Raw genomic sequence first — 16370 nt, 5'->3', positions numbered from 1 at the left:
GTTTTCTCCCTCATTGATTGACGCGCTTGAAGAGCTTATCCAATTCGTATTTCGTCAGCCGCACGGTGGTTGGGCGTCCGTGCGGGCAGGAGCGGATGTTTTCGTCTGCCAGAACACGGTCGCAGAGGTCTTGTAATTCCATCTGCGTCGTTGCCCTGCCGGCCTTGATCGCCGCCTTGCAGGCGACCGTATGGATCAGATCGTCCAGTTGGTCCGGCACGGTCGCGCGGCTGTTCATCGCCTTTTCAGCCAGCTCGCCGATCACGCTTTGCACATCTCCGCTGTCCAGATAGGCCGGTACACTGCGCACGGCAAAGCTGTTTTCACCGAACGGATCGATGGAAAACCCCGCTTTCCGGATATCGCCGAGCCGCGCCTGTATCGCCGCCGCTTCCTCTCCGGTCAGCTCCACGATTACCGGCGCAAGCAGCTCCTGCTGCGGCATATCGGTTTCTGCGCGCATTTTATTGAACAGGATGCGTTCATGCGCGGCATGCTTATCGATCAGAATCAATCCATCCTTGTCCTCCGCGATCAGATAGGTCTGGAAGCATTCTCCGATCACACGCGCGCCGGTGTCGAGCGGTTCAAGGCGCGGCGTTTGCGGCGCGGGAGCGGCGGACTGCTCCTGCGCTTCCGGACATGACGCGGCGGATTGAGCGGCAGGCGCAGGCTCCTTGACCGGATAGGGACGAAACGTGCGCTTCGGCGGGTCCCCCTCCCAGATGCGCGGCGCGGCGGCATAGCCGGTATGGGGACGCGGCTTCTGCGCGCGCGGCGGCACGGCAACCAGAAAATCCTCCAGCTCGGGCGGTTCTTCGGCAGCGGCCTTGGATGCGGGCGCAGCGGAAAAAGCGGGGGCCGGAACCGCGAACCGTTGCTGCTCCTGCGTCAAATGGTCCTCTCTTGGTCTGGCGGGGGCCTCCTTTTCCCTGTGTTCGAGCCGCGGCATATTGTCATTCGCCGCGATCGCGTTTTTACAGGCAATATAAACTGCCTCAAACACCGGCTTTTCCTGTGAAAACTTTACCTCAGTCTTGGCGGGATGGACGTTTACGTCCACCGCCGCGAGCGGCAGCTCGAGAAACACCGCGCCGGAGGGATATTTGCCGGTGATGATGGCGTTGCGATAGGCTTCCTCCAGCGCAGCCTGCATCAAGCGGCTTTTGACATAACGCCCATTGACAAAGAAATGCTGCATCGATCGGTTGGGTCGTCCTGCATGCGGCTTCACAATATAGCCGTATACGGTCATGCCGTTGCGTTCGGTTTTCGGCACCTCGATCATATTGGCGGTCATCTCCTTGCCGAATACAGAAAATACCGGCGCAAGGAGTTTACCTTTCCCGTCCGTGGAAAATACCTGCTTTCCGTCCCGAATCAGCGTAAAAGCGATTTCCGGATGGGAGAGCGCGGCATGCTGCACCACGCCAAGGATATAGCCCGCCTCGGTGAAATCCTTTTTGAGGAATTTCATGCGCGCGGGCGTGTTGTAAAACAGGTCGCGCACAACGATCGTTGTGCCTTCCGGACAGCCTGCTTCCTCGTTTGCCTGGATTTCCCCTGCTTCCAGATGCAGATGGCGGCCGGCGAGCGCGCCCCCCTGGCGGGTGAACAGGTCGATGCGCGTGACCGACGAGATCGCCGCGAGCGCCTCTCCGCGGAAGCCCAGCGTGCCGATTGCGGCCAAATCTTCCTCTGTTCGCAGCTTGCTGGTCGCATGTCGGCGGAATGCGATGGGGGCGTCCTCCGCCGACATGCCGCAGCCGTTATCCGCGATGCGCAAATAAGTGATGCCGCCGCTTTCGATTTCCACCGTAATGCGGGTCGAACCCGCGTCGATCGCGTTTTCGATCAGCTCCTTGGCGACGGAGGCCGGCCGTTCGACCACCTCGCCCGCCGCAATCAGGTCGGCCAGATGCGGGGATAATTCGTGGATAATTGCCATCGTTACTTCCTTTCAGGATACAGGTCAAGCATAATAATCAAAATCGCAACAGGCTCCCTGTCAAACCAGCTTTTTCAGCTCATACAGCGCGTTCAGTGCCTCGATGGGGGTCATCGTATCCACCTGAAGCGCGCGCAGCCGTTCGGCGACCGCGTTTCCGGAAAGGCTGTCCATTGTCATTTGCGGCACTTCGTCCTCTTCCACGACCGCGCGCAGCTCGATTTTGGGCATGGTCGCTTCCAGGTCCGCCAGCACGGCCTTGGCGCGCTTGATGACCGCGTTCGGAACGCCCGCGAGCTTGGCAACCTCGATGCCATAGCTGTCATCCGCGCCGCCGCGCACAATTTTGCGCAGGAATGTGATGTCATCGCCGCGCTTTTTGACCGCGATATTATAATTCTTGACGCCCTTCACCAATTCCTCGAGAACGGTCAGCTCATGGTAATGCGTGGCAAACAGGGCGCGCGCGCCCACCTTTTTCTTGTCAGCGACATATTCGATCACCGCGCGGGCGATGCTCATGCCGTCATAGGTCGAGGTGCCGCGGCCGATCTCGTCCAGAATCAGCAGGCTGGATTTGGTTGCATGCTTCAGGATATCCGCGACTTCGCTCATCTCGACCATAAAGGTGGACTGGCCGCTGGCCAGGTCGTCGGATGCGCCGACGCGCGTGAATACCCGATCGGCCACGCCGATATGCGCGGAGGAGGCAGGTACGAACGAGCCGATCTGCGCCATGATTGTAATCAGCGCGACCTGACGCATATAGGTCGATTTACCCGCCATGTTGGGGCCGGTGATGATGGCGACACGGTTTTCCCCGCTGTCCAGCACGGTATCATTGGGGATGAACAGGCTGTCCGCCAGCATTTTTTCCACCACCGGATGACGTCCGTCCCTGATCTCGATGCGGTCGGTAAAATCCACGACCGGACAGGTGTAGTTGTTGTCGCAGGCCACCTCCGCCAGCGCGCACAGCACATCGAGCGCAGCGACCGCCTGCGCGGTTTTCTGAACGCGATGCACCTCGGCGGCGATCTGTTCGCGGATCGTTACGAAGACCTCGTATTCCAGCGTTGTCAGCCGCTCCTGCGCGCCCAGCACGGTGCTTTCGAGCTGCTTGAGCTCCTCGGTGATATAGCGTTCGCCGTTGGCGAGCGTCTGCTTGCGGATATAATCCTCCGGCACAGCGTCCGCGTTGGATTTGCTGACCTCTATGTAATAGCCGAATACACGGTTATAGCCGATCTTGAGCTTGCTGATACCGGTCCTTTCGCGCTCGCGCTGCTCAATCGCCGCGATCTTCCCCTTGCCGCCCGAGGCGAGGTCGCGCAGATAATCGATTTCTTCATGGTAGCCGGCGCGGATCAGGCCGCCTTCGCGCAGCAGAATGGGAGGCTCGTCCACGATGGAGGCCTCGACCAGCGCGCGGATATCCTCCAGCAGGTCGATATTGGCCGTCAGCTCCCGCAGCATGGCCTGACCGAACAGCGCCGCCTGCTCCCTGATCGCAGGCAGGCACGCGATCGTGGACGAAAGCGCGCGCAGGTCGCGGCAGTTGGCCGTGCCATACGTCACGCGGCCGATCAGCCGCTCCATGTCGAACACCCTTTTGAGCGCGTCGCCCAGCGCCGTGCGGGCGATCACATCGTCACACAACGCCCCGACCGCCTGCTGGCGGCGCACGATTTGAAGCGGGTTGTACAGCGGCTTCTCCAACCATTGACGGATCAGGCGCGAGCCCATCGCGGTCCGTGTTTTATCAAGCACCCAGAGCAGCGTCCCTGTTTTTTCCTTGGTGCGCATGGTTTCGCAAAGCTCCAGATTGCGGCGCGCGATCATATCCAGTTCCATGTACTGCCCCTGGTGGTATACCTCCAGATGGTTGAGCGCGGCAAGGCTCGCCTGCTGGGTCTGCTCCAGATAGTCAAGCAGGCCGCCCAGACATTGTATGGTCCGCGGCAGGGCGGTCAGGCCCGCCGCGTCGAAATCCTCTATGCGAAAATAATGGGAGATGCGCTCGGAAGCGCGCTGCGCGTCAAAACAATCCTCCGGCATCGGCTCGACCAGCGCTTCCAGCCGTTCTTTCAAAAAGGATAGCAGCGTTGTGTCAGCCACTGCCATGCCGCCGACCAGCACCTCGCGCGGACCGAAGCGTCCCAGCTCGCTGAAAATATGCTGCCAGCTTTCCGAGCCGGTCGCGTAGACCTCTCCGGTCGTGATATCCGCAAAGCATACGCCAATACCGCCCTGTTCCGCGTAGATGCAGCCAAGGAAGTTGTTGCGGCTTTCATCCAGCATGGATGCTTCGACGACCGTACCCGGCGTCACCCTGCGGATAATCTCACGCTTGACCAGCCCTTTTGCCAGCTTGGGGTCCTCCATCTGTTCGCAAATGGCGATGCGGTATCCCTTTCGCACGAGCTTTGCGATGTACCCCTCCGCGCTGTGGTACGGCACGCCGCACATGGGCGCGCGCTCCTCCAGGCCGCAGTCACGGCCGGTCAGCGTCAGCTCCAGCTCGCGGGAGACCAGCTTGGCGTCGTCGAAAAACATCTCGTAAAAATCACCCAGACGGTAAAACAGGATGTAGTCTTTATTTTTGTTTTTGATTTCGAAATACTGCTTCATCATGGGCGTGAGTTCAGCCATTATCGTACCTCTTTCTACAATTTTCGCGCAAACAGGCAGCGAAGCGTTGTCTTTTCGATCTCAGCCTGGATAAATTCTCCGGTTTGGATACCGTCTCCGCGCACGCAAACGAGCAGGTTCCCCTCTGTGCGCGCGGTATAGGGATAGTCGGGGCCTTTGGCCATACCGTCCACCAGCAGACGAAGCCGCTTCCCCTGATAGGCAGCCTGCCGTTCCGCGACGATCCCGTCCTGCACGCGGAGCAACCGTTCAAAGCGCCGCTGCTTTTCCTCCGGCGTCGCCGGATCCTCGTACGAGGCCGCCGGCGTACCGCTTCTCGGGGAGTACAGGAAGGTGAAAAGCAGATCAAACCGCACCTCGCCAACCAGCGCAAGGGTCTGTGCAAAGTCCTGCTCGGTTTCACCTGGGAAGCCGACGATGATATCGCTCGAAAGGGTGATATCAGGCATTTTTTGCCGCGCGTCTCGGATCAGGGTACGATAGCTTTCGGCGGTGTAATGCCGGTTCATGCGGCGCAAAATCTCGTCGCTTCCCGACTGGAACGGCAGATGCAGCTGCTTTGCCACCTTTTCACAGTCCGCCATGGCGTCGAACAGCCTGGGGCTGGCATCCTTGGGATGGCTGGTCATGAACCGCAGCCAGAAATCGCCGGGTACGGCGTTCAGCCTTCGCAGCAGGCCGGCGAAATCGATATCCAGCCCCAGGTCCTTGCCATAGGAGTTGACGTTCTGGCCGAGCAGCGTGATCTCCTTGTAGCCTGCGGCGACCAGCTCGCGCAGCTCCCTTTCGATTTCTTCCGGCCGGCGGCTCCGTTCGCGGCCGCGGACATAAGGGACGATACAATAGGTGCAGAAGTTATTGCACCCGTACATGATGGACAGCCATGCTTTCGCGCCGCGTGCGCGCAGCACAGGCAGCCCCTCCGCGATATCGTCCTCCCCGCCGATATCGAACACGCGCTTTTTTTCCGTCAGCACGCGGTACAGCAGCGACGGGAACCGCCACAGCGCGTGCGTACCGAACAGCAGGCTGACCTGCGGATAGCTTTTTTTGATCTTTTCTACGTTTTTCTCCTGCTGCGCCATGCAGCCGCACAGGGCGATGATAACCTCCGGCCGGCGCTTTTTCAGGTGGCTGAGCGCGCCGATATTGCCGAACGCGCGGTCCTCCGCATGCTCGCGCACCGCGCAGGTGTTGAACAGGATAAAATCCGCCTCATCGGCGTTGTCGGTCATCTCGTAGCCCATTTCGTGCAGCATGCCGCGGATGCGCTCGGTGTCCGCCTCGTTCTGCTGGCAGCCAAAAGTGTGTGTATAGGCGCGCGGGCGCTTATCTCGGAGCAGCCCCGCCACCGCATCGATGTAGGTAAATTGTTTATCAAGCTGTTCTTCGGAAACAGTAACTGGAGCGGGCATTTTATGCCTCCTCTTATCGGAATGGGGTGCCGTCAGCCGTAAATACGTTCATGCGGTGGTATGCGCTGAACGGGATCTCGTACTGCGGCAGATACTGCCGGATCGCCCTTGTCAGGTATTCCGGACTCATGTTATTGTTTCCCGCGGCGGTGGTGACGACGGCGGTCACCTCGTCCCCGCTTTCGGAAATGGTTAAATCGCGCATCAGGTCCTTCATATTGACCGACTTTTCCCCGCGCTTGGAGCGCTTGACGATTTCGACCGACGGGCGGCAGAACAGCGCGCGCACCGCGTCGGCAAAGCCTACGGGCGCCGCGCCCTCAAAGCCCCAGGTGATGCGGTACTGCGACCATGCAATCGCGCCGACCTTCATTCCCCCGTCCTCGACGGGGTAAATCTCAATCGCGCGCAACCCCTCGGGAAACACGTCGTTGAGCGCTTCCACCGCGTTTTCCGGCACCGCTTCGGAGGTGATATTGAAATCCAGGAATTCACACTCGCCCGAATAGCCGGTCGAGAGCGGCAGAGCGACCGACACATAGGCGTGCTGGTTGAACCCCTCGGTAAACCACAGCGGCATCTGGCAGCGGGCCATCGCGCGCTGCATGGTGTGCATCAGATCGAGGTGGGAAATATACTTTGCCCGCCCCTCCTTGGCAAATTTCATTCTGGCCTTAAACACAGCACTTGCCTCCCTTCAGCAGGGCGTTCGCGCCGCAGCCCGCGCATTTGCGCATGCAGTCGGGCGTGACCGCCGCTTCGCGGGACAGCTCCCACTCGCGTTTGAGGTGCTCCTTGCGTGTGCCGCAGCCGATGTGGTCCCACGGGAACACCTCGTCCAGCGGGCGCTGGCGGGACGCGTAGAACGCCGGGTCAAGCCCGCAGTCAGCAAAGGCCTGCATCCATTTTTCAAAGTCAAAGCACTGGTCCCAGCCGTCCATCTTGCAGCCGCGCTGCCAGGCGAGGTAAATCGCCTTTCCCTGCCGTCGGTCGCCGCGGGCAATCACGCCCTCGAGCACCGAGGTCTCGGCGTCGTGCCAGTTGTAGGTGACGTTTTTGGTCTTCATGATGACCTTCATATGCGCCTGCTTCTCGCGGAACTGCTCGAGCGTATCCTGCGCGTCCCACTGGAACGGGGTCTGCGGTTTGGGTACAAAGCAGGAGGCTGAGGCTGTGATGCGCACGCCGCGCGCACGGTTATTGGTATTCATGCGCCAGCAGTAGGCCACCTTTTTGCAGATCTCTGCGATACCGTCCAGATCCTCATCAGTCTCGGTCGGCAGGCCGATCATGAAGTATAATTTCACATTGTTCCAGCCGCCCTGGAACGCGATCTCACACGCGTGCAGCACGTCCTCCTCGCGGATGTTCTTGTTGATCACGTCGCGCAGGCGCTGGGTGCCTGCCTCGCAGGCAAAGGTCAGGCCGCTTTTGCGCGTTTTCTGCACGCGCTGCATCAGTTCTGCGCTGAAGCTGTCCGCCCGCAGCGAGGGCAGCGACAGGCTGATGTGCCGCGGCTCACAGTAGTCGAGCATGCACTCGGTCAAGCCGGACAGGTCGCCGTAATCGCTGGTGGACAGCGAGGAGAGCGAAATCTCCTCGTAGCCCGAGTTTTTGAGCACGGCCTCAGCCTGCTTCAGCAGCACCTCCTTGGACTTGGTGCGCAGCGGCCGGTAGGTATGCCCTGCCTGGCAGAAGCGGCAGCCGCGCGGGCAGCCGCGGAACAGCTCGATCATCGCGCGGTCGAACACGATATCGGTCGAAGGAACGACAAAGGATTCCGGATAGTACATGGTGTCCAGATCTCTGACGATACGCTTCTGCACCAGCGCGGGCGCGCCGTGCGTGGGCGTAACGCGGTCGATGGTGCCGTCCTCGTGGTAAGCGACCTCGTATAGCGAGGGAACGTACATGCCCTCGATCTGTGCCGCATGAATCAGGAAGGCCTGCTTGGTCCAGCCCTCGCGCTTGGCCCTGCGGTACAGATCGGTGAACTCAAGCATGATCTCCTCGCCGTCGCCGATCATGAAAAGGTCGACAAAATCCGCGAGCGGCTCCGGATTGTAAGCGCACGGCCCGCCGCAGGCGACCATATGTTTCAGCTCCGTGCGGTCTTTTGCCAGCACCGGCACACCGCCGAGGTCGAGCATATTCAAAATATTGGTAAAGGACAGCTCATATTGCAGGGTGAACGCGATGATATCAAATTCATAAAGCGGGTCGCCGCTTTCCAGGCCGTAAAGCGGGATGTCCGCCTGCCGCATTTCCTCCTCCATGTCGATCCACGGCGCGCAGACGCGCTCGCACCAGATGCCCTTCTGGTCGTTGAGCAGACCGTACAGAATGCGGGAACCCAGGTGAGACATGGCGACTTCATAGGTGTCCGGAAAACAGAAAGCAAACCTGAGGTCTACGTCCTTTTTATTTTTCATCACTGATCCCCATTCGCCGCCGACGTAGCGCGCCGGCTTCTGTACGCGGGACAGGATGGCTTCCATCTTTTTGTGCAAGTCGTTTTCCTCCAAAACAAGATACAGAATTAGTATAACATAAATCGAGCAAAAAGACCACACCATCTTGAATCTGGCATGGTCTTTTTCTTTATTTGATGCCCAAAATGCGGGCCGCATTGAGTACGGTCAGGATAGTAAGCAGAACATCCGCCGCGATTGCCTGCCACATGCTTGTCACACCCAGGATGGTGAGCAGGACCAGGATCACCTTGATCGCCAGCACCAGCACCATGTTCTGCAGCGCGATATTGTGTGTTCTGCGGCAGACCCGCATGGCGTCGGACAGACGGGTCAGGCTGTTGGTCATAATCAGCACATTGGCGGCGTCCGCGGATTCCTGTGATCCGGCTACGCCCATCGCCACACCGACGTCCGCCAGCTTCAGTTCCTCGATATCGTTTACGCCGTCACCCACATAAGCCGCCGTACCGTCCGTTGGGATCGTGCGGAGCAGGAATTCCATTTTCGACGCCTTTTCCTCGGGCAGCAGGCCATAGTGGACCGTATCGATTCCAACCGCGTCCGCGGTCTGCTGGGTGGGCAGCTCGGTATCGCCGGTCAAAATGACCGTGCGCAGAACCCCTTGGCTCTTGAGACCGGAAACCGCCTCCGCCGCTTCCGGACGGACAGTATCCTCAAGCACGATCGCGCCGGCATAATCGCCTTCATAGGCAACATAAACGGCCGTGCCGCGGATATCCGGCACGCCCTTTACGCCGCGCGATACCATCAGCCGGCGGTTGCCGACAAGCAGATTCCGGTTGCCGATGCGCGCGCGCACGCCCCGTCCCGGGAACTCCTCAAATTCGCTGATCTTCTGCGGCGCGCTCTGATAAGCGGAAACAACCGCGCGGGCGACCGGATGCCTGGAGAGCTGCTCCGCAGCGGCGGCCAGCGCAAGGATGCTTTCCTGGTTAAAATCTTGTGTTCCGTGGATTTCCTTGACGCGCAGGTTCCCTTCGGTCAAGGTGCCGGTTTTATCGAAAACGACCATGCGCAGCTCGGCCATTTTCTCTACCGCTTCACTGCCCTTGACATGGATGCCCTTTTGCGACAGGCGGCCGCTCCCCCCCATAAAGCTGAGCGGGACCGAAATTACCAGCGCGGTCGGGCAGCATACCACGAGAATTGTCAGCGCGCGGTAGACCCAATTCTGCATTGGCGTGCTGGAATTGAAAAGCGGCGGGATGACCGAAAGGAGTATCGCCAAAACGACAATGACCGGAATAAAGCGCGACGCGCCGTGCATCACACTGTCCTCCAGAGAGGCTTTCCGGCCCGCGCCCTCCTCCTGCACGCGCATGATCTGGCTGACCGCGCAGTCCTCAAATTTTGCGGTCGCCCGCAGCAGCAGCAAAGAACCGGTATACAGGCTGCCTGCCAGCACCTTGGCGTTTTTGACCACCGCTACCGGCTCGCTGTCGCCGGTCAGGACCGTATCATCCACTGTGCCTTCGCCGCGCAATACAATGCCGTCAATCGGGATGCGCTCGCCCGTCCGGACCAGAACAAAGTCGTCCACACGGACCTCGGCGGGCGTGACCTGCCGTTCTTCTCCCTGCATATTGACGACCGACGCCCGTTCTGGGATGAAATCAACCTGTTGGGAAAGCGACTTGTGCGTGGAACTGAGCACCAGATCGCTGATCATTTTGCCTACGCCGTGCAGGATCAGGACCACGCTCGCTTCCGCGTGCAGCCCAAGCAGGAACGCACCGAACGAAGAAACCAGGATCAGCAGGTATTCGTCAAAATATTTCCCATGGGTAAAGTTGCGCGCCACATTCGCGGCGATCGGCAGGACTGTGATCAGATAGGCGATCAGATACAGGATGAACGCAACCGTATCGCTGGTACGCTGCAAAAGCAGGCCGAGCAGCAGGAAAACCACCGCCACCGCCAAACGGACCGACGTAAAGCGAACATCCATCATGGACATGGGCTGATACGGCTCCGCGCCGCCGCGCCGCGCGTTCTCCCTGCGCAGGCGGGTCTGCTCCCGCCGCCGCATTCGGGCGTGATACCTTGCGCGTTCGATGAAAGACATACCCTCTGTCTCATCTGGCTGCTCGGGTTCATTTTGCACCAGAGCAAGGTTTTCATCCAGCGGAGGAAGATCTTCGGCATGCTCCTCTTCAGCCGTTTCCCCCTCGGTTTCGGGCAGTTCCTCCTCTTCTGCAGCTTCCGGCTGCCCTTCCTCGTCAGGGACGTCCTCTTCCGCTGCCGGCTGCTCCTCGTCCTGCGGCAGTTCTTCCTGCGGCGCCGCATCTGTTTCTTCCTCTGCTTCCTGCGGAGGAACCTGCGCGGGCGCGGAACCGGCATTCGGCGCCGCTGACAGCGGCTCTACCGGAAGCTCTGGAAAATCAGAAGCGCTTTCTTCAAGATCGGACAAAATATTTTCCACAAAATCGTCGGAAAAAGCGATCGGCCCTGCGGAAACCTGCGCCAGAAGATCTTCCGGCGCGCCCATATTCTGCGGCGTTTGCCCTTCTTCACGATTTCCGGCCGGCTGCTCCTCCGGCCGGTTTTTCTTTTCGTCCATCGTCTATCCCTCCTGTACATGCGCGATGCCCTGTGCCAAAATTGTCTGGATGTGGTCATCGCACAGCGCATAATACACGGTTTTTCCATCTTTCCGGCTCTTTACCAGACGTGCCTGCTTCAAAAAGCGGAGCTGGTGGGAAATCGCGGATTGGCTCATCCCCAGCAGCGACGCAATATCACAGACGCATAATTCCTCTATTGCCAGAGCGGTCAGGATGCGCAGCCGTGTTTTATCGGAAAACGCCTTAAAAAAATCTGAAGCGGCCGATGTGATCTCATCCCCCGGCATCGTGCTGCGCGCCTGCCGCACGGCATCCGTATGGACGATATGCTCCTCGCAGCATTCCACCTCGGTTTGATTCTTTCTGACTGCCAACAAAACCCCTCCCGAGACACATAAGTACCTATTAAAGTATAGTATCATTCAAACGCCAATCTGTCAAGAATGCAGCAAAAAACCAGCCCGCCGGAGCATATCCGGCAGGCTGGCCGCCACGGCTTACTTTTCGGTTTTCGGATCGGTCATAACTTCCTTAAATGAGGTTGCCAATCCCGCAAGGCTCTGTATTTCACTCGGAATAATGATTTTTGTCGCCTTGCCGTCCGCTGCGTTGCTGAACGCTTCCAGCGATTTCAGCTTGATGACCTGCTCGGTCGGAGCAGCGTTGTTCAGGAGTGAAATCGAATCAGCCAGCGCTTTTTGCACGGTCAGCAGTGCTTCCGCCTCGCCTTCCGCTTCCTTGATTTTTGCCAGGCGGTTGGCTTCCGCCGCCAGGACGGTCGCTTCCTTTTCGCCTTCCGCTACCAGAATAGCGGACTGCTTTTTGCCTTCCGCCACCAGGATGGATTCGCGGCGCTCGCGTTCGGCCTTCATCTGCTTTTCCATGGATTCCTGAATCGCCGCCGGCGGGATGATGTTCTTCAGCTCCACACGGTTGACCTTGATGCCCCACGCATCGGTAGCCTCGTCAAGAATCGCGCGCATTTTGGTATTGATGATGTCGCGGCTGGTCAGTGTCTGGTCCAGTTCCAAATCGCCGATAATATTGCGGAGCGTCGTTGCCGTCAGGTTTTCGATCGCCGCCATCGGGCTTTCGATACCGTATGTGAACATCTTCGGGTCCGTGATCTGGAAATAGACGACAGTATCGATCTGCATGGTTACGTTATCCTTCGTGATCACAGGCTGCGGCGGAAAATCGACAACCTGCTCCTTGAGCGTCACCTTGCGGGCAATCCGCTCAAAAAGCGGCACCTTAAAGTGCAGGCCTGTGCTCCATGTGCCGCGGTATGTGCCAAGCCGCTCCACGATAAAGGCTTTCGCCTGCGGTACAATAACAATATTGCTGCCCAGAAAAACAATCAGCAGGATCGCTAAAACAATCCAAATCATCGGAACTAAATAAGGCATAGTGTTCTCCTTTACTCAACTGAATCTTTATCCAACCTTTTTACAATCACCTTGACGCCGCGGATTTCCAAAATTTCGACCATTGCGCCCTGCGGGACAAGGGAGTCATCCGCGCTGCGTGCAGTCCATATATTTCCCGATATACGGACCGCGCCGGTTTCGCGGATATTGTCAATCCCCTCCGTTACGATAGCGGATTGACCAATGATGCGGTCTGCATTGGTCGCTTCCTTTTTGGTCTTGAGAAAGCGCCGGCAAAACGGGCGAACCAACAAAAGCAAAGCCGCGGAGAACAAAACGAAGATGACCAGCTGAGCGGACACCTCCAGCCCGATACTCGCGGCGATCAACGCTGCAACGCCGCCGACTGCAAACCAGATTGCCGACAGGTCCAGCGAAAAAGCTTCGACCGCAACGCCGATGATGATAACAGCCACCCAAATATAGAGGCTGTCAACGCCAAAAATCATATTTACTATCCCCTCCTTTGCTCCAGTATATCATGACCGGCTGTAAAAGTACAGCAAAAAACAAATGAGGGTCGTGTCCGTGCTTATGAAAAAAATACTCCGACCTAATTGTCGGAGTATTTTTTTTTCTTTTCAACCGAATGGGAATTTGGATTAATACATGCCGCCCATATCCGGTGCAGCCGGAGCCGGAGCTACAGGTTCCTTCTTATCCGCAACCAGGCTCTCGGTGGTCAGCACCATGGAAGCCACGGACGCCGCGTTCTGCAGCGCAGAGCGGTTAACTTTGGTCGGGTCGACAATACCATTGGTAATCATATCGCCATAGGTCTCGGTCGCCGCGTCAAAGCCATAGCCGACCTTGCCGGAATTCTTCACCTTATCGACAACGATTGCGCCTTCAATGCCCGCGTTGATCGCGATCTGCGCCATCGGCGCCTCAAGGCCGCGCGCAACGATCTGCATGCCGGTCTTTTCATCGCCCTCGGCGGTCTCGGCCAGTGCCTCGACTGCTGCGATCGCATTGACATACGCAACGCCGCCGCCGGCTACGATGCCTTCCTCAACAGCCGCGCGGGTCGCGTTGAGGGCGTCCTCGATGCGCAGCTTCTTCTCTTTCATCTCCGTCTCGGTAGCAGCGCCGACCTTGATGACCGCTACGCCGCCCGCCAGCTTAGCCAGGCGCTCCTGCAGCTTCTCACGGTCAAAGTCGGAAGTCGTGCGCTCGATCGCACCGCGGATCTCGGCTACGCGGTTGGCGATATCCTGCTTGTCGCCCGCGCCATCCACAATCGTGGTGGTTTCCTTGGTGACCTTGATCTGACGCGCAGAACCCAGCATATCCATGGTGGCGTCCTTAAGCTCGATGCCGATCTCCTCGGAGATCACCGTGCCGCCGGTCAGGATCGCGATATCACGCAGCATATCCTTGCGGCGGTCACCGAAGCCCGGCGCCTTGACCGCAACACAGGTGAAGGTGCCGCGCAGGCGGTTAACGATCAGGGTGGACAGCGCCTCGCCCTCGATATCCTCGGCAATGAGCAGCAGCTTCTTGCCGGACTTAACGACCTGCTCCAGAATCGGCAGCAGCTCCTGGATATTGGACAGCTTCTTGTCCGTAATCAGGACCAACGCGTCGTCCAGATTCGCTTCCATCTTCTCGGTATCCGTACACATATAGGGGGTGACATAGCCGCGGTCAAACTGCATGCCCTCGACAACCTCGGAATAGGTCTCCGCAGTCTTGGACTCTTCCACCGTGATTACGCCGTCGGTCGAAACCTTTTCCATCGCCTCCGCGATCAGCTGGCCGATCTCGTCATCGCTGGAAGAAATCGCACCGACGCGGGCGATATCGTTGGAGCCGTCAACCGCCTTGGAATTCTTGGCGATCGCTTCTACCGCCGCATTGACCGCCTTGGAAATGCCGCGGCGCATGACCATCGGGTTCGCGCCCGCAGCCACGTTCTTCAGACCCTCGCGCACGAACGCCTGCGCGAGCACGGTCGCGGTGGTGGTGCCGTCGCCCGCCACGTCGTTGGTCTTGGTCGCAACTTCCTTCACAAGCTGCGCGCCCATGTTCTCATAGGGATCGTCAAGCTCGATCTCCTTGGCGATGGTGACGCCGTCGTTGGTGATCAGCGGCGCGCCGTACTTCTTGTCCAGAACAACATTGCGGCCCTTCGGACCGATCGTAACCTTAACGGTATCGGCGAGCTGATCGATGCCGCGCTGCAGCGCCTTGCGCGCGTCCTCGCCGTAAATAAGCTGTTTCGCCATGATAAATTACCTCCTCAAATTACTCTACGATTGCAAGAATATCGCCCTGGCGAACGATGATGTAGGTTTCGCCGTCCAGCTTGACCTCTGTGCCGGTGTACTTGCTGGTAATGACCTTCTGGCCCTTCTGGACCTCCATCTTGATCTCCTTACCATCGACAACGCCGCCCGGGCCGACCTCGATGATTTCAGCGACCTGCGGCTTTTCCTGCGCAGACGCGGTGAGGATGATGCCGCTGGCAGTGGTCTCCTCCGCCTCGATCATCTTGATAACAACACGATCAGAAAGGGGCTTGAGTTTCATAACGGGTTCCTCCTATGAAAATTAAAGTTGACTGAATCAGGGTTTAGCACTCTTTTGTCCTGAGTGCTAACTCGATTATTATATTACATCAACTCTTTTCGTTGTGCAAGAGTTTTTTTGGAAAAACAGGCATAAAATTTATGAATTTTTTGTGAATCACTTTGACGCGTTTTCCCGTTTTTTAGCAGACGGATGTATCGAGTGCTTAAAGTACATATGAAGCTCGCATTTGATCATGCCGTTATACAGCTTCCGCCTTTTATCCGCCGGCCGGCCGTAGCAGCGCTCAAACAGCGGGTCCGAGCTTAGAAGATACTGCTTCATCGGTGATTTCCCTGCTGCGCGTCCGAACGCACGGTAGAGCGCTTCCGCCTGCTGCACATCGAGCAGCCGTTCGCCATATGGGGGATTGGCAAACACCACCCCTTCCCCGCTGTAATCGCGCTGCACAGCATCCGCCCGCTCAAAAAATACCGTACCCGCAACGCCCGCTTTCCGTGCGTTCTCCATGGAAAGCTGGACGCATGCCGGATCGATATCGCTTCCAACAATCGAAAACCGCGCGCCGCCATCCGTCAGGTCGATGGCCGCTTCGCGCGCCAGCCGCCAGGCGTCTGCGTCAAGGCAGTTCCATTTTTCCGCCTCAAACGACCGAAGCAGCCCGGGCGCGCGCCGCTGGGCGATCATCGCCGCTTCAATCGCAATCGTTCCCGAACCGCAGAATGGATCCAGCAGCGGTTCCCGCCCGCGCCAACGTGCCAGCTTGACCATGGCCGCCGCGAGCGTCTCCCGCAGCGGGGCGGCGTTGCTGTTTGCGCGGTATCCGCGCTTATGCAGCCCCATGCCGGAGGTATCCAGAAACACCTCCGCCGTATCGCGCATAATGGAAAACTGTATCTGATATTTCGCGCCGGTTTCCTCGAACCAGGATAGGCCGTAGGCATGTCCCAACCGTTCCACCACCGCTTTTTTCACGATCCGTTGGCAGTCCGGTATGGAGTGGAGCGCCGAATCCAGGCTGTACCCCTTGACGGGAAAGGCCCCGTCCCTTGGAATGAACTGCTCCCAGGGCAGCGCGCGCACGCCCTCGAACAGCGCGTCGAAGCTTCTCGCAGGAAACACGCCGAGACGGATCAGGACGCGCTCCGCGCAGCGCAGGTTCAGATTGGCCCATGCGAGCGTATTTTCATCTCCCGCAAATAAAACCCTGCCGTTCTCGGCATGCACCTCCTCCAGCTTTCCCCCGAACCGCAGCTCGTCCGCGACGATCCCTTCCAGCCCAAACAGCGTCGGGCAGCACATGGTCAGTTCCATTCGATTCCCTCTTTTCTTCC

12 protein-coding genes are annotated in these 16370 nt (G+C 58.6%); all 12 read right to left on the bottom strand.

Annotation, left to right across the window (positions count from 1 at the left end; genetic code table 11):
• Positions 1 to 10 precede the first annotated feature (10 nt).
• The gene (gene mutL / locus ACYQ3S_RS00435) at positions 11 to 1948 is read right to left on the bottom strand and encodes a DNA mismatch repair endonuclease MutL (protein WP_459686815.1); all 1938 of its coding nucleotides are present in this window, start codon (positions 1946 to 1948) and stop codon (positions 11 to 13) included.
• A gap of 60 nt (positions 1949 to 2008) precedes the next feature.
• On the bottom strand, positions 2009 to 4600 hold the full coding sequence (gene mutS / locus ACYQ3S_RS00430) for a DNA mismatch repair protein MutS (RefSeq protein ID WP_459686814.1): 2592 nt from the start codon (positions 4598 to 4600) through the stop codon (positions 2009 to 2011).
• A gap of 14 nt (positions 4601 to 4614) precedes the next feature.
• Positions 4615 to 6015, bottom strand: coding sequence for a tRNA (N6-isopentenyl adenosine(37)-C2)-methylthiotransferase MiaB (gene miaB, locus ACYQ3S_RS00425; protein ID WP_459686813.1), 1401 nt, complete (start codon positions 6013 to 6015; stop codon positions 4615 to 4617).
• Positions 6016 to 6028: 13 nt separating this feature from the next.
• Entirely contained in the window at positions 6029 to 6697 is a 669-nt protein-coding gene (locus tag ACYQ3S_RS00420) for a TIGR03936 family radical SAM-associated protein (protein WP_459686812.1), read from the bottom strand.
• A complete protein-coding gene (locus ACYQ3S_RS00415; protein WP_459686943.1) occupies positions 6690 to 8513 on the bottom strand; it encodes a TIGR03960 family B12-binding radical SAM protein in 1824 nt (607 codons plus the stop codon). The genes ACYQ3S_RS00420 and ACYQ3S_RS00415 overlap by 8 nt, the downstream gene beginning before the upstream one ends.
• A 103-nt stretch (positions 8514 to 8616) precedes the next feature.
• The gene (locus ACYQ3S_RS00410) at positions 8617 to 11070 is read right to left on the bottom strand and encodes a heavy metal translocating P-type ATPase (protein ID WP_459686811.1); all 2454 of its coding nucleotides are present in this window, start codon (positions 11068 to 11070) and stop codon (positions 8617 to 8619) included.
• Between the two features lie 3 nt (positions 11071 to 11073).
• Positions 11074 to 11448 carry an ArsR/SmtB family transcription factor gene (locus tag ACYQ3S_RS00405; protein ID WP_242977793.1) on the bottom strand — a complete coding sequence of 125 codons (375 nt, stop codon included), beginning with the start codon at positions 11446 to 11448 and terminating at the stop codon, positions 11074 to 11076.
• Between the two features lie 123 nt (positions 11449 to 11571).
• Positions 11572 to 12465, bottom strand: coding sequence for an SPFH domain-containing protein (locus tag ACYQ3S_RS00400; RefSeq protein ID WP_459686942.1), 894 nt, complete (start codon positions 12463 to 12465; stop codon positions 11572 to 11574).
• A 29-nt stretch (positions 12466 to 12494) separates the two neighbouring features.
• A complete protein-coding gene (locus ACYQ3S_RS00395; protein WP_459686810.1) occupies positions 12495 to 12953 on the bottom strand; it encodes an NfeD family protein in 459 nt (152 codons plus the stop codon).
• 153 nt (positions 12954 to 13106) lie between these two features.
• A complete protein-coding gene (groL, locus tag ACYQ3S_RS00390) occupies positions 13107 to 14732 on the bottom strand; it encodes a chaperonin GroEL (RefSeq protein WP_054325940.1) in 1626 nt (541 codons plus the stop codon).
• Positions 14733 to 14751: 19 nt separating this feature from the next.
• On the bottom strand, positions 14752 to 15036 hold the full coding sequence (locus ACYQ3S_RS00385; RefSeq protein WP_054325939.1) for a co-chaperone GroES: 285 nt from the start codon (positions 15034 to 15036) through the stop codon (positions 14752 to 14754).
• A gap of 156 nt (positions 15037 to 15192) precedes the next feature.
• Entirely contained in the window at positions 15193 to 16350 is a 1158-nt protein-coding gene (locus ACYQ3S_RS00380) for a THUMP domain-containing class I SAM-dependent RNA methyltransferase (RefSeq protein WP_459686809.1), read from the bottom strand.
• Positions 16351 to 16370 lie beyond the last annotated feature (20 nt).

The organism is Agathobaculum sp. TL06 (assembly GCF_054658635.1).
The sequence above is the reverse complement of the archived record's forward strand: the minus strand, read 5'-3'. Positions and strand labels throughout refer to the sequence as shown.